The 16886-nt window shown below is 61.4% G+C and carries 18 protein-coding genes; 9 read left to right on the forward strand and 9 right to left on the reverse strand.

The window, feature by feature from the left end:
- Positions 1-61: 61 nt before the first annotated feature.
- Positions 62-367, reverse strand: a complete 306-nt coding sequence (locus M5B98_RS14425) for a DMT family transporter (RefSeq protein WP_248743051.1) — start codon at positions 365-367, stop codon at positions 62-64.
- Positions 368-1006 (reverse strand): FMN-dependent NADH-azoreductase, encoded by a 639-nt coding sequence (locus M5B98_RS14430; RefSeq protein WP_114881240.1) that lies wholly within the window; start codon positions 1004-1006, stop codon positions 368-370.
- A gap of 119 nt (positions 1007-1125) precedes the next feature.
- Between M5B98_RS14430 and M5B98_RS14435 the strand changes: the two genes are divergently transcribed.
- On the forward strand, positions 1126-2043 hold the full coding sequence (locus M5B98_RS14435; RefSeq protein WP_248743052.1) for a LysR substrate-binding domain-containing protein: 918 nt from the start codon (positions 1126-1128) through the stop codon (positions 2041-2043).
- A 90-nt stretch (positions 2044-2133) separates the two neighbouring features.
- The gene (locus M5B98_RS14440; RefSeq protein WP_085711185.1) at positions 2134-2664 is read left to right on the forward strand and encodes a ferritin-like domain-containing protein; all 531 of its coding nucleotides are present in this window, start codon (positions 2134-2136) and stop codon (positions 2662-2664) included.
- A 102-nt stretch (positions 2665-2766) separates the two neighbouring features.
- Here the strand turns inward: M5B98_RS14440 and M5B98_RS14445 are convergent, their stop codons facing one another.
- Positions 2767-4842 (reverse strand): AsmA family protein, encoded by a 2076-nt coding sequence (locus M5B98_RS14445; RefSeq protein WP_248743053.1) that lies wholly within the window; start codon positions 4840-4842, stop codon positions 2767-2769.
- A 375-nt stretch (positions 4843-5217) separates the two neighbouring features.
- Here M5B98_RS14445 and M5B98_RS14450 point away from each other — a divergent pair, with 375 nt between their 5' ends.
- The 7 genes from M5B98_RS14450 to M5B98_RS14480 all read left to right on the forward strand — a co-directional run bounded on the left by M5B98_RS14450 (position 5218) and on the right by M5B98_RS14480 (position 10417).
- Positions 5218-5682, forward strand: a complete 465-nt coding sequence (locus M5B98_RS14450; RefSeq protein ID WP_114881238.1) for a hypothetical protein — start codon at positions 5218-5220, stop codon at positions 5680-5682.
- A 174-nt stretch (positions 5683-5856) separates the two neighbouring features.
- Positions 5857-6489 (forward strand): TetR family transcriptional regulator, encoded by a 633-nt coding sequence (locus M5B98_RS14455; protein WP_007950628.1) that lies wholly within the window; start codon positions 5857-5859, stop codon positions 6487-6489.
- Positions 6490-6692: 203 nt separating this feature from the next.
- On the forward strand, positions 6693-7193 hold the full coding sequence (ureE, locus tag M5B98_RS14460; protein WP_085711182.1) for an urease accessory protein UreE: 501 nt from the start codon (positions 6693-6695) through the stop codon (positions 7191-7193).
- Positions 7190-7864: an urease accessory protein UreF gene (locus M5B98_RS14465; RefSeq protein ID WP_248743054.1), complete on the forward strand. Its 675-nt coding sequence runs from the start codon at positions 7190-7192 to the stop codon at positions 7862-7864. Before ureE ends, M5B98_RS14465 begins: the two co-directional genes overlap by 4 nt.
- A gap of 23 nt (positions 7865-7887) precedes the next feature.
- Positions 7888-8502 carry an urease accessory protein UreG gene (ureG, locus tag M5B98_RS14470; protein WP_007950645.1) on the forward strand — a complete coding sequence of 205 codons (615 nt, stop codon included), beginning with the start codon at positions 7888-7890 and terminating at the stop codon, positions 8500-8502.
- A gap of 27 nt (positions 8503-8529) precedes the next feature.
- On the forward strand, positions 8530-9102 hold the full coding sequence (locus M5B98_RS14475; RefSeq protein WP_248743055.1) for a HupE/UreJ family protein: 573 nt from the start codon (positions 8530-8532) through the stop codon (positions 9100-9102).
- A 181-nt stretch (positions 9103-9283) separates the two neighbouring features.
- Positions 9284-10417: an AGE family epimerase/isomerase gene (locus tag M5B98_RS14480; protein WP_248743056.1), complete on the forward strand. Its 1134-nt coding sequence runs from the start codon at positions 9284-9286 to the stop codon at positions 10415-10417.
- Between the two features lie 82 nt (positions 10418-10499).
- Here M5B98_RS14480 and M5B98_RS14485 read toward each other — a convergent pair whose 3' ends face one another.
- The 6 genes from M5B98_RS14485 to hflK form a co-directional block, all read right to left on the reverse strand.
- Complete coding sequence (locus tag M5B98_RS14485) at positions 10500-11405, reverse strand: cation diffusion facilitator family transporter (protein WP_248743057.1); 906 nt, start codon at positions 11403-11405, stop codon at positions 10500-10502.
- 130 nt (positions 11406-11535) lie between these two features.
- Complete coding sequence (locus tag M5B98_RS14490) at positions 11536-12300, reverse strand: SDR family oxidoreductase (RefSeq protein ID WP_007950653.1); 765 nt, start codon at positions 12298-12300, stop codon at positions 11536-11538.
- 106 nt (positions 12301-12406) lie between these two features.
- A complete protein-coding gene (locus M5B98_RS14495) occupies positions 12407-13615 on the reverse strand; it encodes a TerC family protein (protein ID WP_248743058.1) in 1209 nt (402 codons plus the stop codon).
- Positions 13616-13642: 27 nt separating this feature from the next.
- A complete protein-coding gene (locus M5B98_RS14500; RefSeq protein ID WP_248743059.1) occupies positions 13643-14890 on the reverse strand; it encodes an Nramp family divalent metal transporter in 1248 nt (415 codons plus the stop codon).
- Complete coding sequence (gene hflC, locus M5B98_RS14505) at positions 14887-15774, reverse strand: protease modulator HflC (RefSeq protein WP_248743060.1); 888 nt, start codon at positions 15772-15774, stop codon at positions 14887-14889. Before hflC ends, M5B98_RS14500 begins: the two co-directional genes overlap by 4 nt.
- Positions 15771-16802 carry an FtsH protease activity modulator HflK gene (hflK, locus tag M5B98_RS14510; protein ID WP_248743061.1) on the reverse strand — a complete coding sequence of 344 codons (1032 nt, stop codon included), beginning with the start codon at positions 16800-16802 and terminating at the stop codon, positions 15771-15773. Before hflK ends, hflC begins: the two co-directional genes overlap by 4 nt.
- Positions 16803-16886: the final 84 nt, after the last annotated feature.

A 16886-nucleotide genomic window follows, 5' to 3' on the forward strand; every position in this document is an offset into this window, starting at 1 on the left:
TGCATGACGTGCAAAACGCCCGCCAAGCATCCTCCTCGATGATGACAAGTCCACGACCAGCCTACTTCAGCCCCACCACCCCCGCCACAATCAGCCCCACCGACAGCAACTTCATCAACGTCAGGCTCTCGCCCAGCAGCGCGAAACCGAGAAACACCGTGCCGAGCGAGCCGATGGCGGTCCAGATCGGGTAGGCGATGCTCACGGGCAGCTCGCGCATGGCCAGGGTCAGGAAATAAACCCCGCCCACCGCCGCAACCACGGTGATCAGCGACGGCCAGAGCCGGGTGAACCCTTCGGCGTATTTCATGCCCATGGCGAAGGTGACTTCGAACCCGGCGGCAATCAGCAGAAACAGCCAGGCCACCTAGAACTCCCGGGCCAGGTCGAGCAAGCGCTGCTCGGCCTCGGCCACCGACACCGCAAAGGTGCGTTCGGCGGATTCTTCGCCCTCGGCCGCGACCACCGTGACGTCGTTGATGCCGATGAACCCCAGCGCCGTGCGCAGCCACGGGTCGGCGTGGTTCAACGCCTCCAGCTCACCGCCCGGACCGAAACCGAAACCGCCGCGACTGGTGACAATCAGCGCTCTCTTGCCCTTCAGCAGCGGCGTGTACTGGGCCACGCCGTTGTCCAGGGTGTGGTCGAACGTCAGGCCCAGACGCACGATCTGATCGACCCAGGCCTTGAGGCCGCTGGGCACGTTGAAGTTGTACATCGGCGTGGAAATCAGCAGCAGGTCGTGATCGAACAACTCGCCCACCAGTTGATCGCTGAGGGCCAGATCGGCCTGCATCGACAGCGGCCGTGCTTCGGGCTCCGGATAAAACGCTGCGGCGACAAACGCCTCGTTGACCGCCGGAATCAGCGCACGCCCAACCTCGCGGCGAGTGACTTGCGCCTGCGGATGACGGACTTGCCAGGCACTGAGAAAACTTTCCGCCAGGCGTCGCGAATGGGAACGCTCACCGCGTGGGCTGGCATGGATCGCAAGAATCTTGCTCATCTGAAACTCCTTGGGACTAGACTTGAGTGACTGTGTAGCGCCAGATTGCAGGCATCACTTCTTCACCTCAAATGAGCAAAAATCAGTCTGGATGAATTAATTTCATCCTTGGAGTTTTCATGTTCGCTTCACTGCCACTGACCGCCCTGCGCGCCTTCGAATCCGCTTCGCGCCTGTTGAGCTTCAAGGCGGCCGCCGAAGAACTGGCGGTGACGCCGACGGCGATTTCCCATCAGATCCGTTCGCTGGAGGACTGGCTCGGCGTGGCGCTGTTCGAACGTCTGCCGCGTCAGGTGCGCCTGACCGAGGGCGGCGAGCGGCTGTTTCGCAGCCTGCACGGCGCATTGCTGGAGGTGGCACAAAGTGTCGACACCCTGCGCCCGCAGCGCAGCGGCAGCAGCCTGACGCTGTCGACCACAGCGGCGTTCGCCGCGCTGTGGCTGGTGCCGCGACTGGGGCGGTTTTACGCGAAGCATCCGAACATCAATGTGCGGCTGGACACCCACTGCGAGGTGATCGATCTGCATCAGGACGCCAGCGTCGATCTGGTGTTGCGCTACAGCCTCGACGATTACCCGAACCTCTACGGGTTGTGCCTGTTCGATGAATCGTTCGGCGTGTACGGCTCGCCGGAGCAGGTGGCGCTGGCCGCTCGTCGCACGCCATCGCTGATCAGCGTGCACTGGCACAACTCGAAGCTGTATGCCCATGGCTGGGAAGCGTGGTGCGGCAAGTCCGGTGAGAACTGGATGAATCAGCATCCGGTGATCCGTGAATACGACGAAGAGCACTACGCCCTGCAAGCCGCGATCGCCGGGCAAGGGCTGGTGCTGGCGAGCAATATTCTGGTGTCGGAAAGCGTCGCCAGCTGCTTGCTGGTGCCGTACAAGGGCGAGGTGCAGGTCGATGGCGCGGGTTACAGCGCACTGTGCGTGCCGGGGCGCGAGCGGCATCCGCCGGTGCGCGCATTCTTCGCTTGGCTGCAGGAAGAAGCGCAGTTGTCCGGACTGTCGCCGAGATCGCCGAAAAATACATAAAACTTTTTGCAGCGCGCATCACTCACAACCTGGGTAGCGATCACGTCGGCAGAACGTGGCGCCAATCGGATTAGCCTCCAGGAGACTGAAATGAGTGACCTGCATTTGTCTGATGTTCAAACCCTGCGCGAACGCGCACGACAACACGTTGAAAACGGCGCAGTGACCGAAAGCTACAGCGCCAATCGAGAAGAAGTGCTGCGTCTGCTCAACGAATCGCTGGCCACCGAGCTGGTCTGCGTCTTGCGCTACAAGCGCCATTACTTCATGGCCAACGGCCTGAAAGCCAATGTTGCCGCCGACGAATTTCTCGAGCACGCCACTCAGGAAGCGGCTCACGCTGACCGCCTCGCCGAGCGCATCGTGCAACTGGGCGGCGAGCCCGAGTTCAATCCGGATCTGCTGTCGAAGATGTCCCACGCGCAATACGTGGCCGGCAAAACCCTGAAGGAAATGGTCTACGAAGACCTGGTGGCCGAGCGGATCGCCATCGACAGCTATCGCGAAATCATCCAGTACATCGGTGAAAAGGATCCGACCACGCGCCGGATCTTCGAAGACATCCTGGCTCAGGAAGAAGAGCATGCGGATGACATGGCGGACATCCTCAAAGACCTCTGATTCCTCCAGATCCAATCGCGGGCAAGCCCGCTCCCACAGGGTTTTCACGGAACCTGTGGGAGCGGGCTTGCCCGCGATAGCTTTCTGATAAACGCTAAAGAATCATTTAGTGGGTTTGACGGTCACGGGTGCCTTGCCGGCCTTCATCTGCTCCAGCAACGGCGCGCACTGGTTCGGCTCGCCACCGCTAGGCGCCACCAGCGCCAGCAGCCCCGCCGCCGGTGCGGCGATCACACCCAGCGCGACCATGCCGGCACCGCGCAGCATCAGCGGCACCGCTTTCACACCGGCATCCGGCTTGATGAACTTGCCGCGCACGTACAGCGGTGAGCGCAGGGAAATCAGACGCCAGCCTTTGGACTCCGGCGTCACGGTCAGGTCCAGTTGCTCGGTGGCCATGTTCGCCGTGCCGTCGATGTAGATGATCGCGTTCTCGGTATCGAACACGAACAGCCGCGTGGTCGCCAGGCCGGTCTTGATGTCGAAGTCCGCCGCCGCGCAGTTGATCTTCACTTCCTTGTCGCCAAAGACCTTGCCGACCACGTAGTTGCCGACGTTGAGTCCCGCCAGCTCCATCAGTTCACGACTGATGGCGCCGTCGTTGATCAGCATCTTCAGGTTGCCGTTGGCGCCGCCCAGCAGTTTGGCCACCGAGTTGCCGCGACCGCTGATATCGGCATCGCCGTTGAGCTCGCCGAAACTGGTCTTCATCGGCTCGAAAGTCGGGAACAGCTGCTTGAGCTTGAACTTGCGCGCGGTCAGTTTCGCCCGGCCTTCCAGCGGCTCGGTACGGCCATTAAGGCGGATCTGCGCATCGAGGTTACCGCCGGCCACGCCGAAGCGCAGCGGTTCCAGGCTCAGTTCGCCGTCGCTGAGTTTGAGGTGGGTATAGAGGTCAGTGAACGGCAGTTTCTCGCTGTGAACGATGCGTTTGCCGGTGAATTCGACGTCGGCGTCCATCGCCCGCCAACGATCGGTCTTGAACTCCTCTACCGGCAGCACCTTGTCCACCGGCTGCTTGCTCTCACCGCCGCGGGCCTTTTGCTTGTCGTTGGAATCCGCGCCAATCAGCGGCGCAAGGTCGGCGAACAGCAGTTGATTGGACAGCAACGCCCCGCTGAGTTTGGGCCGTGGCTGGCTGGCAACGTAGGCCAGGTCGCCGTGAATGTCGCTGCCGCCGATCTTGCCGTTGAACTGCTCGTAGCGGAACTGCGCGCCGTCCGGCTCATGCAGCTTGGCGATCAGATGACCGTCGGTGGAATACGGCGGCGTATCCGGCAGGGTCACGCCGGTCAGCGGATAGAGATTTCCAAGGCTGGCGCCCGCCAGTTTCAGGCGCAGGTCGAGGGCGCCGAGGTTGAGCGGATCGGTCAAGGTGCCGGCGAGCTCGATGCTGGTGTCGCCGATCTTCGCCTGGGCCTGCAGCGGGAACGGTTTGGCCGCATCCTGCAGGGCCAGCAGGCCACCGACCTTGCCTTGTCCGGTGAGTTTCTGACCGTGGTACTGGCCGGTGACTTTCAGTGCAAAAGCGTAATCCTGCGGCGCGCCGCCCTTTTCCAGCGCGGTTTTCGCCGCTTTGTCGCCGACGATATCGCTGAAGGGAATCGGTTTGCCCAGCGGATCGATCAACAGGTCAAGGTTGGTTTTGAGGGTCTGGTCATCCAGGGTGACATGGCCCTTGTCGAAACCGATGGCGCCGATGTCCACCACCCAGTTCGAAGGTTCCGCATTCGGGTCCTTGGGATCGAATTTGAACGTCCAGTTGGCGCGACCATCGGCCAGGCGCTGCAATTGCGCGTTGGGTTCGGTCAGGTCGATGCGCGGGATCGTCACCCGTTGCGCCAGCAAGGCCAGCGGCGAAATGCGCAACTCGACCTTTTTGAGGGTGACCATCTGCGGCTGCTTCGACCAGTCCGGGTTACCCAGGGTCAGGTCTTCGGCCACCACATGCGGCCACGGCACCCAGGCGCGCCAGCCGCCCTCGTCCGGCTCGCGCTGCCAGACCACGGCGAGGTTGCCATTGATGGCGAACGGTCGGTGCAGTTCTTCCGAAACTTTGGCGTTGAGCGGCGGTTTGATCCGGTTCCAGTCGAAGAACACGATGATCAGGACCAGCACCGCCAGCAACAGCACGAGGGTGGCGAAGGTCCAGGCGAAGATTTTACGGGTGCGCGTCATGCACAAAGCTCCTGAAAACGACTGCGGGTCGACGCCGCTGATACAACGGGCCTTGCAAGGCCCTCATGAAGTCTACGACTGACAAACCGCCCGCAGGTTTAATCGAAAGCCCCATCAGGGCCAAAAAACGGTGGCCATTCTGACCGATCGGTCGAATCGGCGTTACCGGCCCCGCACTTTTGCGGGGCGCAAGTGGGTGGAAAATACCCACCGCAGTGCAAAACCGCCCGCCTGAAACGCCCGAGCTAGAGCCTCCCAAGCGAACAATCAATTCTGTTGATTATTACCATTGTGTTTATGAACTTTTATATCGACTTATCGAGAGTAGCATTGGCTTCGTACCCACTTTATCGCCCTCCCAAGGAGCAACCCATCATGAAACGCCAACTTCTGTTCAGTCTTACCCTCTCGATGCTGGCCAGCACCGCTTTCGCTCTGCCAGCTGCCGATCAGGCTACCCCGCAAGTGAAATCCAGCCACTCGGTGTTCAGCCAGACTGTCGCGGCTGACGGTTCGGACCGCACTCCACAAGGCCAGACCCTGGCTGAAAACGGTCGTAACCGCCTGGAAGAAAAAGGTCTGGTTCAAGATGGCTATGACAAAACCCCTCAAGGTCAAACCTTAGCCGAAGGTGGCCGTGATCGTCTGGAAGAGAAAGGTCTGGTCCAGGACGGTTATGACAAGACTCCACAAGGTCAGACTCTGGCTTCCGATGGCTACGACAAGACCCCACAAGGTCAGACCCTGGCTTCCGATGGCTACGATAAAACCCCACAAGGTCAAACCTTGGCCGAAGGTGGTGGTGACCGCGTGATCGAACGCAACAGTGCTTTGAGCTAAGCCCGTGGCGGCCTGGAAAAAAAGCCCAATCCCCGGATTGGGCTTTTGACTTTTCAGCAGCCTGTATAAAGAAGTCGAGATTTCCCTGCGCCCTCTCCCCCGCTGCCGTTCGACGCCGACAAAGCCGATTTGCTAGAGTGCGGCGCTTGTCTTGCCTAAGAACACACCCTTGCGATGCTGCCCCGCGCCGAACAGAAACAACAGACCCGCAACGCCCTGATGGACGCTGCCCGCCATTTGATGGAAAGCGGCCGAGGATTCGGCAGCCTGAGCCTGCGTGAAGTGACGAAAACCGCCGGCATCGTGCCCACCGGTTTCTACCGGCATTTCGCCGACATGGATGAACTCGGGCTGGTACTGGTCAGCGAAGTCGGCCAGACCTTCCGCGAAACCATCCGCCTGGTGCGCCATAACGAATTCGTCATGGGAGGCATCATCGATGCGTCGGTACGAATCTTCCTCGACGTGGTCAGTGCCAACCGTTCGCAGTTTCTGTTCCTGGCCCGCGAGCAATACGGTGGATCGCTGCCGGTCCGTCAGGCGATTGGCCGTTTGCGGGAGGACATCAGCTCCGACCTGGCGGCGGATCTGGCCCTGATGCCCAAGCTCCAGCACTTGAACCGTGAAGGACTGAGCGTGATGGCCGACCTGATCGTCAAATCGGTGTTCGCCACCCTGCCGGACATCATCGACCCGCCGGCCGAAGCCCTGCCCGAACATCTGACGCCCCAGGCGAAGATCACCCAGCAGCTGCGCTTCATCTTTATCGGGCTCAAGCACTGGCAAGGGCTCGGCAGTACCGAGTAAGTCAGCAAAAAATCGCAGCCAAGGCTGCGATTTTTTTTGCGCCGCAAATTGGTGCATGTAAAAAACTTCATGCACCAAAACACCTCACAATCCTGCAACATCTTGAAACATCCGCTAGTCTCCGACAGGGTTTTCCTACGTCTCGTGCGATTGGCAAGCCCCTTGCTCTAGCCTGAGCATTGTTCTTAGCAGGAAGCTTTCCGATGCTGGTGATTCATCGCAGAATCGACCCCCAACCCGTCTGGGCCGCCGAGTTGCACCTGACTTTCGAAGCCAGGAGCAAAAGCCGCCTGCGCTGTTTCAGTGCCGACGGCGAAGACGTCGGACTGTTTCTGGAGCGCGGCCAGCCGCCGCTGCATGACGGCGAATGCCTGCAGGCAGAAGATGGCCGGATCGTCCGGGTCTGCGCCCGCCCCGAACAACTGTTGCACGTCACCTGCGCCAACGCCTTCGAACTGACCCGCGCGGCCTATCACCTGGGCAATCGCCACGTCGCGCTGCAAGTCGGCGATGGCTGGTTGCGTCTGCTCGACGATTACGTACTCAAAGCCATGCTTGAGCAACTGGGTGCGCAGGTGGAATCCATCGAAGCCCCGTTCCAGCCGGAACACGGCGCCTACGGTGGCGGCCATCACCATTCGCGGCACGGTGAAGAAGACTTCAACTACGCGCCGAAACTCCACCAGTTCGGCGTCCGTTTGTGAACCCGGCCTGGGCGCTGCTGCGCCTGGCCAGTCCGCAACTGCCGATTGGCGGCTACAGCTATTCCCAGGGTCTGGAGATGGCTGTGGATAACGGCCGGGTGAATAACCCGGACAGCGCCCGGCGCTGGATCAGCGATCAATTGCTGCTCAACCTCGCGCGATTCGAAGCGCCGCTGCTGCTCGCCCATTGCCAGGCGGCGGCGGACGAACACTGGGATGAATTGCGCAAGCTCTGCGAAAGCCACCGCGCCAGCCGCGAAACCCGCGAGCTGCACCTGGAGAGCCGGCAGATGGGCTACTCGTTGCAGCAATTGCTCAACGGCTTGCCCGAACTCGATCAGGCCGCGCGGGACTTTCTCGAACCCTGCGACGAACCGCACCTGGCTCTGTGCTGGGCACTGGCGGCCCGCGCCTGGCAGATCAGCCCGCAGGACGCCCTCGCCGCCTGGCTGTGGAGCTGGCTGGAAAACCAGCTCGCGGTCTTGATGAAAACCCTGCCGCTGGGCCAGCAAGCCGCCCAGCGCCTGACCAGCGAACTGCTGCCGCTGCTGCAACAGGCCCAGCAGGACGCCACCCGAATCAATCCCGAACACCTCGGCAGCGCCGCGTTCGGTCTGTCCCTGGCGTGCATGGCCCATGAGCGCCAGTACAGCCGCCTGTTCCGTTCCTAGGGCCTTTCAGTCTGGAGAATCACATGAACACACAACCCCTGCGCGTCGGTATCGGCGGCCCGGTCGGTTCCGGCAAAACCGCGTTGACCCTGGCCCTGTGCCTGGCGCTGCGCGAGCGCTACAACCTGGCCGTGGTCACCAACGACATCTACACCCGCGAAGACGCCGACTTTCTGGTGCGCAATGAAGCGCTGGCACCGGAACGCATCATCGGCGTGGAAACCGGCGGCTGCCCGCACACGGCGATCCGCGAAGACGCGTCGATCAACCTCGAAGCGGTGGATCAACTGAACCGGCGCTTTCCGGGACTTGACCTGATTCTGGTGGAGTCCGGTGGCGACAATCTTTCCGCCACCTTCAGCCCGGAACTGTCCGACCTGACTATCTATGTGATCGACGTTTCGGCCGGCGACAAGTTGCCGCGCAAGGGCGGGCCCGGTATCTGCAAGTCCGACCTGCTGGTGATCAACAAGATCGACCTCGCACCGCTGGTCGGCGCCTCGCTGGAGATGATGAACAGCGACACCCAACGCATGCGCAACGGCAAGCCGTTCGTGTTCAGCAACCAGAAAACCGGTCAGGGCCTGGAAGACATCATCGCCTTCATCGAACGCCAGGGCCTGCTGACCGCAGCCTGATTCACTGATCAACAAGGAAGCTTCTCCATGACACTCAAACGCATTCTCGGCGCCGTCGCACTCCTGCTGACACCGGCACTGGCCTTCGCTCACCCTGGCCACGGCGATTCCGGCCTGGTGGCCGGTATCAGCCACCCGATCGGCGGCCTCGACCATTTGCTGGCGATGGTGGCCGTCGGCCTGTGGGCGGCGCAGCAGCAAGGCGCGGCGCGCTGGGCGCTGCCGTGCACGTTTGTCGGCACCATGCTGATTGGCGGCCTGCTCGGGTTTGAAGGGCTGGAGTTGCCGGCGTTGGAAAGCGGGATTGCCGCCTCGGTGCTGGCGCTGGGCCTGGCGGTGGCGCTGGCGGTGCGTCCGCCGCTGGTAATGGCGGTGGCGGCGACGGCGTTGTTTGCGCTGTTCCACGGCGTGGCCCATGGTCTGGAGTTGCCGGACATGTCGAGCCCGTGGGCGTATGCCGCCGGTTTCGTGGTCGCGACAGCCGCATTGCATGCGGCAGGATATGCGGTCGTGTGTTTTCTGCCTCAGGCTGCCGCGCCGCTGGTTCGACTGGCCGGAGCCGCTTCGGCGGTGACCGGCGCGTGGTTGCTGGCCGGCTGATTTCTATCGCTTGAACTGGCCTCTTCGCGAGCAGGCTCGCTCCCACAATGGATTTGCAGCGTAATCAAAACCTGTGGGAGCCAGCCTGCTGGCGATAGCGGACTGACAGACACCGCGTCTCATCACGCCGCCGCTCTGCTACCATGTCGCGCAATCGCCCCTGCCGTGACGACGTCCGCCCATGCCCCACGCTTCCCGCTCCGCCTCCCTGCCTGAATTGACCACCCTGTTCGGTGAAGTGCAACAGCACTTTCTGGACGTGATCGTGCCCCTCTGGCAAGGACCGGGCTGGAATGCCGACATGGCGTTGCCTTACGAGGCGCTGGACGCCGCGCATCAGCCGCTGCCACCGCAGCGCTATCGGGCTATGGCCTGTGCACGGCAGCTGTACCTGTTTTCCAGCCTGATCGGGGTTGTGGATAACGCCGAAGTGCGGGCGGCCGCTCTGTTTCGCTCACTGCAACGGCACTTCCACGATGCCGAGTTCGGCGGCTGGTTCTACAGCATCGATCCCCAGGGCAAACCGCTGGATCAGCGCAAGGACCTCTACACCCACGCCTTCATCCTGTTCGCCTGCGCCCACTATTGGGACAAGTCTCGCGAACCGTTGGTGGAATCGACCCTGAACGCTGCGCTGGAGGTCATCGGCCGGCGTTTCGCCACCGGTGACGGCCTCTATGAAGCCTGCCTCGACCGCGACTGGATCACGCTGGAAACCGGCCCGCTGCAGAACCCGCTGATGCACCTGGCCGAAGCCTTCCTGGCCACCTTGGCCGTGCGTGAAGATGCGCAGGTCAAGCAGGCGCTGAGCGAGTTATGCACAGCCATGCACAAGCACTTCGTCGATCCTCAGGCCGGTGTGCTGATGGAGAAACCGCTGGGGGCTGTGGATAACTGGTATGAACCGGGCCATCAGTTCGAGTGGTATTTCCTGCTGGAGTCTTCGCCCCTGCTGCGCAGTTCGAAACTGCATGCCGCGCTGGACCGGGCCTTTGCCTTCACCGAGCAGTACGGCGTAGTGCAATCGTCCGGCGCGGTGCGGGCCATGCTCGATCTGAATATGGACGGGCGCCCGAAAGATTCGACCCAGCGCATCTGGGCCCAGGCCGAATACCTGCGCGCCCTGACCTTGCGCCCGGACAGCGAAGCCACCGTGCTGCATCAGTTGCAGGCGTTGCAGCAGCGATTCCTGCATGCCGGTGGCTGGCATGAATGCCGCGACGAACAGGGCGAGGTCAGCCGCAAGGACATGCCGTCGACCACGCCGTATCATCTGGCGACCTGTTATGCCGGTCTGACTGAATATCTACGCTGACTGACCTTCCGCAATCGCCAGCAGGCTGGCTCCCACAGGATTTGCATTGCAATGTGGGAGCCAGCCTGCTGGCGATTGGTCTTCAGGCAATCCACTTCCTGTCGCCGGTAAAGCTGATAGTCAGCCAGCGTGCCGCGTCCGGTTTGCCCAGCTTCGCGGAAATCTGCTCGCGCAGCACATCCAGCTGGCCGACGCTCTGCAACCGGTAATCCGCCGGCAACACCACATGAATCTCGATGAACCGCGCCCGCCCGTGCTTCTGCACGTAGGACACGTAGTCGTCGAAACCATGCTCGGCCTTCGCCGCCTCCATCACCTCGCGCACCTGCTCATCCAGCGTGTCCGGCGCAATGCCGAGCACGTCACGCAGTGCCGGGCCGAGAATCTTGAACGCCGGCGGCAGCATGGTCAGGGCCAGTACGATAAGGATCAAAGGATCGACGAACTTCGCCCACTCGCCATAGCCCTGGGACTTGAGCAGCAGCGCCGCGAGGAAACTGATCAACAGGCCCACGGAGAGCATCGCGTCCACCAGCCAGCTGATGTTGTCGAACTGGATCAGGCTCGATTTGAGCTTGCGATTGCGGTGGCGCACGTAGAAGAAGTAGGCGAACTCGACAACGGTAAACACCGCCGCGTAGATGATCACCAGACCCAGCTCGATTTCACGACCGCCATTGATAATGCCGAACACGCCGTTGAGAAACGCGTAGATCGCAATCAGCAGCAGGAAGCTGCCCTCGATCAACAGCACCATCGGCTCCAGGTGCCAGAAACCAAACTGGAAACGCTGGTTGCTTTGCTTGGCGATCAGCTTCGCCGTGATCAGCATCAGGACTTTGATGAACGTGGCAATCAGCGAAAAAAAGCCATCGAACAGGATGGACTGGGAACCCGAAACAAAACCGGTGACGATCCCGGCGATCGACACGGCGAACATCAGAAGGGTCGATTGTTTGAGCAGCGACTGCTCACCTCGGTTACTCACTTTGACTCCTCGAAAAACCTTGATAACCGCAGGGTGCGGTGGGGTTGTTGAGGGATGAGTCTACCTTACTGCCAGATTCTGGCCGATTTGCCCTCTTCGCCGGCCGGCTGGCGAAGAGGGCAAAACCGTATCAAGCCTTGTTGCGCTCGATGGCAAAACCCGCCCAGGTCTGGCTCACCGGCATCAGTTCCAGGCTGTTGATGTTGATGTGCGCCGGCGCATTCAGCACCCAGAAGATCGTCTCGGCGATGTCCTGCGGCTGGATCGGCTCGGCACCGGCGTAGGTCGCGTCGTAACGCGCCTGGTCACCAGCGAAACGCACCAGCGAGAACTCGCTCTCGCACAGGCCTGGCTCGATGTTGCTGACGCGAACGCCAGTGCCCTGCAAGTCGCAACGCAGGTTCAGCGAGAACTGTTTGACGAACGCCTTGGTCGCGCCGTAAACGTGGCTGCCCGGGTACGGGTAGTTACCGGCGATGGAACCCAGATTGACGATACCGGCGCCACGACCGTGGGCGATCAGGCGTGGCAGCAACAGGCGAGTGCTGTACATCAGGCCTTTGACGTTGGTGTCGACCATGGTGTCCCAATCGTCGAGGTCGCACTTGGGGGCAGGGTCCACACCCAGCGCGAGACCTGCGTTGTTGATCAGGCCGCGCAGCTTGGCGAAGGACGGCGGCAGGTTGGCAATCGCCTCCTCCATCGCCTTGCGATCACGTACGTCCAGCACCAGGCCATGCACTTCGGTCTGCTTCGACAGCTCGGCGCACAGCGCGTTGAGGCGTTCTTCACGACGACCGGTCAGCACCAGTTTCCAGCCGGCCTCGGCAAAACGACGAGCACAGGCTTCACCAAAACCGGACGTCGCGCCGGTGATAAACAGGGTGTTGGACATCGTGTTCTCCTTGCTTCGGCCACCCGGGGCAGCCATTGGAATAGAAAATCAGCAGGCAGCATGCCCGGCCCGGCGAGCAGCGGCAACCGGGTCTGCAGGATGCCCGTCAGAGATTTCGAGTACAGGGGATCTGTGCGAAGCTGCCGCCACGCAGTGTCACTACGTTCGCGCTGGTCTTTTCAATCTCGTCGGGGAGTGTCAGGTGCAACGCTTTGGCCGCCGTTTGTGCATTTTCCCAGAGAATTTTTCCATAGTTCACATAGCCGGTAGCTTCACCACCACCCGTGACAAGCCGGACCGCGCTGCCGCCCGGACGGAAGTAAAGTGTCGCACTGGCCTCGGTGCAACTGTAGGCAGAGTCCTTTTGTGCAGCCGGCAGCAAACTGTTGGCCAAGGCGCCCACAGCGCTGTAGAGAAGGCCGCCGAGTAGAAAAATGCCCGCCAATCCGGCCAAAACGGTCACCCAGCCGCCAGGGGCCCGAAAACGTCGGGTCTGCCGAACCGGGTTGGCGTCTGCCTCGACGGTCGAGACTACGTGAGGAAGAACCTCGACGTGCGGTGCAATCACCGGGACTTCCATCGCTTGTGCCTTGACCACAAGTTGCCGAATGAACAACGGTCTGGGCACCTTTTCACGCTGCCTGTGGATAATCCGTGCCTGCAATACCACAAATACTGCACACAGCAACGGCACCATCTGATTCAGCGCAGGCGACTGACTGTTGACCCAACCCACCACAAGCGGATCGCCAACCGCGATGTCGCCCGCCACATAACCCAGCAATGCCGCCCCTGACGCGATCAGTCGAGGCTGACGCTGCAACAGTCTGGAGATCTGCACACTGGCGAACATCAGCACCGGCACGCTCAGCAACAGCCCCAGCAACAGATAGAACACACTGCCCTGCGCCACTGCCGCGAGTCCGAGGACATTGTCCATGCTCATGATCAGGTCGGCGGTCAGGACGGTGAACACCGCGCTGCTCATGGTCGGCAAAGCGGCCCCCGTCACCGCCTCCCCCTCTTCGTTCGCAGCCTCTTCGGTCAGCAGGCGAATGGCGATCATCAGCAACAGCACGGCGCCGATAAGTTTGAGTCCCGGCACCGACAACAACCAGCTCGCCAGGGTCGTGAGCAGCACGCGCAAGAGAATCGCGCCGCTGGTGCCGATCAATACGGCCCGCTTGAGTTGCTCGGGAGGCAGGCCGCGACAGGCCAGGGCGATGACCAGCGCATTGTCTCCGGACAGGATCAAGTCCAGCAGGAATACCTCCAGCACCAGACTCAAGGCATGCAGCGCACCGTCAAACAGCATCGAATGATTCCCCGGAAAACACGGCCTTCACCACCCCAGTGCTCCACCGAGCCCTGCATACAGGCCGAGCGCCGAAGTCAGGGTGAAAATGACTGCGACAACCTGCGCGTAACGTCCCCGCAAGCGGTGCTCCGTCGGTAACGCGCGGTACGCCAGCCAAAAGAGAAACAGCAGGATCAGTGGAATCAGCAAGGCATTGAGCACACCGACGGCAATCGACAGGCGAATCAGGTTCACCCCCGACCCCACCAGCAAAGCGCCGCCAATCAACAAGAGAGCGAACGGGCCATAGAACCATGGCGCGTCCAGCGGGTGTTGCTCCAGCGAATGCCTGACTCCCAACGCCTCGCCCACTGCCCAGACGGCGCTCAGACAGACCACGATCGTCGCGACCAGCGCGCCTCCCGCCAGGCCAATGGCGAACACCAACTTGCCCCAGGCCGGACCGATCAGCGCACCAAACGCTTCGCCGATCTGCGCAATGCTGTCCAGTCCCGCCGGGTGCCCGCCGAGGGTCGCTGCCGCCGCGATGACGATGGCCGCCGTCAGCACCTGACAGAACACCGCCCCCATCAGCGTATCGGCGCGGGCGATGGGCAAATGCGTGGCATCCAGGCCTTTGTCGATCAATGCAGACTGCTGATAAAACACTGTCCACGGCATGACGCTGGTGCCCAGATTGGCGGCCATCAGATAGAGGTAATCCGGGTTGTCGAGCGGCATGCGGGCGATGTCATGCAGCAGTCGGGACATGTCCGGGCGGGACTTGATCGCCATGGCCACGAACGCCAGCCCGAACAGGCCCAGCGCCAGCGTCACTCGCTCCACCGAACGATAGGAGCCGGTGAGAACCATGCCGAGGATGAACACCACCAGCATCAGCAGGATCACCCAGCCGGGAATCGCAAACAGACTGCCGGCACCGACCAGTCCACTCATCTGCGTCAGCAATGCGCCAAAACAACTGATCAGCAGGACTGTCGCCGTGATCGCCGCCATTACCCGGCCAAAGCGCTGCCGTATCAATTCGACGTAACCCTTGCCGGTGCACAGGCCCAGGCGCACCGTCAGCTCCTGAGCCATGAACATCAACGGCACCAGCAGAAACTGCAACAACAGCAACCGATAGCCCCATTGCGCACCACTTTGCGCAGCCGTTATCACACTGCCGGCTTCCGTATCGGCCATCATCACCACCAGTCCTGGCCCCACGGTGGTCAGCATGCGCGTCAGGCGCTGGCGCAAGGCCGGTGCGGTGGCACGAAGGTCGCTCATGGCTTGCGGTCGTCGCTAGCGGCCGGGCCGTTTTCAAACTGTTTGAGAAACGCGGCGTCCGGGCTCAGCACCAGCATCGGCTGGCTGTCCGACAATGCCTGACGATAGGTCTGCAACGAACGGTACAGTTTGTAAAACCCCGGGTCCTTGCTGAATGCCGCCGAGAGAATCTGGTTGGCCGCCGCATCCGCTTCACCATGGGTGATTGCCGACTGGCGCTGAACCTCGGAGAGCAGCACCGTGCGATCGCGATCCGCCTTGGCCTGGATCTGCTGCGCCCACTCGAATCCCTGGGCACGCAACTCCTTGGCTTCGCGTTGCCGCTCGGACTTCATTCGGTCGTAAATGGCCTGACTGGCCTCCAGCGGCAAATCGAGACGGTGCAGGCGCACTTCCGTGACATCGATACCCAAGGCTCGAGCCTTTTCGGCGACGTCTTTCTCGATGATCGCAACGGATTGCTGTCGTGCAGGCGACAACAGCGAACGTAACGAAACTTCACCCAGTTCCCGACGCAGTGACGAGCTGACCATTTGCATCAACTGCGCATTGGCCTGATCAAGCGTCCCGACGGCCTGATAGAAACGTAGCGGGTCGCTGATACGAAAGCGGCTGTAGGTTTCCACCTCGATACGCTTCTGATCGCCGAGAATCACTTGCTCGGCCGGGGATGCCAGCGTCTGCAAACGACGATCGTAGAAGACAATGGAATCGCTGAACGGCACCTTGAATTTCAAGCCCGGCTCGCCGGCCACCCCCATCGGCGCCCCGAAGCGAATGATCAACGCCTGCTGCGATTCGTCGACCACATAGGCTGAAGCCCCCAACGCCCAGAGTCCCAACGCTGCGCTGACCAGCGCCGCGCGCTTGAACAGTCGATTCATGGTCGGGACTCCTTTGGAGCCGCTTTCACCGACTCGCCCAGCGGCATGTAAGGCACCACGCCGGACATGCCTTTGCCAGAGGAATCGACGATCACTCTGGAGGCTTTTTTCAACACCTCATCCATGCTCTCCATGTAGAGGCGCCACGCCGTGACATCCCGGGACTGCACATAGCTGTTATAGACCGAGAGAAAGCGCTTGGCTTCACCTTCGGCGAGATTGCCGACCTGAGCCTTGTACGCCTCGGCCTCCTGGGTAATGCGCGAAGCATCGCCACGCGCCCGGGGAATCACATCGTTGGCGTAGGCTTCGGCTTCGTTGCGCGAGCGCTCTTGGTCCGCACGCGCCCGTTGCACGTCGTTGAATGCATCAATGACCTGTGGCGGTGGATCGACCCGCTGCAACTGGACTTGCGTGACCAGAATCCCGGCCTCTTCGCGATCCAGCAATTGCTGCAATAACTCACGGGTTTCATCGGCGATCTGCGCCCGTTTGTCAGACATGACCGACTGAATCGGCGTGCGTCCGATCACTTCGCGCAATGCACTTTCTGCCGCCAGTTTCACCGAGCGTTCCGGGTCACTGATTCTGAACAGGTACAGGCGTGCATCCTTGATCCGCCAGAACACCGTGCAATCCGCTTCGACGATGTTCTCGTCACCGGTGAGCATCTGCTTGTCGCGGGCACCGGTGCCGGCCGCACTTTGCACACTGATGCTGCTGCCCAGTTGCAACTGATTGACCTGAGTGATTTTCGGCAACAGCACCGTTTCGATGGGGAATGGCAGGTGATAGTGCAAACCGGATTCAGCGGTCTGCTGCCAGCGCCCGAATCGCAGGACAATGCCCTGTTCGTCAGGCTGTACCTTGTAGATTCCCGAACTGAGCCAGGCCAGAAACAGCAGCCCGCCAATCAACAGCAAACCGCGACCGCCAAGATCCATCACTGCTATCTGATAGCCGATTCGCTGGCGTAGCCGACGGACCGGGCTGACGTCGGCCGGAACAAAAGCGGGGCTATCGGTCATGCATTGGCTCCAGGTCTTCCACTGACAAAAACCCCACACAGAGTGAGGCGATGCGCGCAGATTATCCAAACCCGGAATTGGCGA

It is taken from the genome of Pseudomonas sp. MWU12-3088 (assembly GCF_023242405.1).
In the GTDB taxonomy this organism is placed as follows: Bacteria; Pseudomonadota; Gammaproteobacteria; order Pseudomonadales; family Pseudomonadaceae; genus Aquipseudomonas; species Aquipseudomonas kribbensis.

Excerpts from the sequence above, each read along its gene's own strand:
- M5B98_RS14430 (WP_114881240.1), bottom strand. The coding sequence starts at position 1,006 with ATGAGCAAGATTCTTGCGATCCATGCCAGCCCACGCGGTGAGCGTTCC.
- M5B98_RS14435 (WP_248743052.1), top strand. The coding sequence starts at position 1,126 with ATGTTCGCTTCACTGCCACTGACCGCCCTGCGCGCCTTCGAATCCGCT.
- M5B98_RS14440 (WP_085711185.1), top strand. The coding sequence starts at position 2,134 with ATGAGTGACCTGCATTTGTCTGATGTTCAAACCCTGCGCGAACGCGCA.
- M5B98_RS14445 (WP_248743053.1), bottom strand. The coding sequence starts at position 4,842 with ATGACGCGCACCCGTAAAATCTTCGCCTGGACCTTCGCCACCCTCGTG.
- M5B98_RS14450 (WP_114881238.1), top strand. The coding sequence starts at position 5,218 with ATGAAACGCCAACTTCTGTTCAGTCTTACCCTCTCGATGCTGGCCAGC.
- M5B98_RS14455 (WP_007950628.1), top strand. The coding sequence starts at position 5,857 with ATGCTGCCCCGCGCCGAACAGAAACAACAGACCCGCAACGCCCTGATG.
- ureE (WP_085711182.1), top strand. The coding sequence starts at position 6,693 with ATGCTGGTGATTCATCGCAGAATCGACCCCCAACCCGTCTGGGCCGCC.
- ureG (WP_007950645.1), top strand. The coding sequence starts at position 7,888 with ATGAACACACAACCCCTGCGCGTCGGTATCGGCGGCCCGGTCGGTTCC.
- M5B98_RS14475 (WP_248743055.1), top strand. The coding sequence starts at position 8,530 with ATGACACTCAAACGCATTCTCGGCGCCGTCGCACTCCTGCTGACACCG.
- M5B98_RS14480 (WP_248743056.1), top strand. The coding sequence starts at position 9,284 with ATGCCCCACGCTTCCCGCTCCGCCTCCCTGCCTGAATTGACCACCCTG.
- M5B98_RS14490 (WP_007950653.1), bottom strand. The coding sequence starts at position 12,300 with ATGTCCAACACCCTGTTTATCACCGGCGCGACGTCCGGTTTTGGTGAA.
- M5B98_RS14495 (WP_248743058.1), bottom strand. The coding sequence starts at position 13,615 with ATGCTGTTTGACGGTGCGCTGCATGCCTTGAGTCTGGTGCTGGAGGTA.
- M5B98_RS14500 (WP_248743059.1), bottom strand. The coding sequence starts at position 14,890 with ATGAGCGACCTTCGTGCCACCGCACCGGCCTTGCGCCAGCGCCTGACG.
- hflC (WP_248743060.1), bottom strand. The coding sequence starts at position 15,774 with ATGAATCGACTGTTCAAGCGCGCGGCGCTGGTCAGCGCAGCGTTGGGA.
- hflK (WP_248743061.1), bottom strand. The coding sequence starts at position 16,802 with ATGACCGATAGCCCCGCTTTTGTTCCGGCCGACGTCAGCCCGGTCCGT.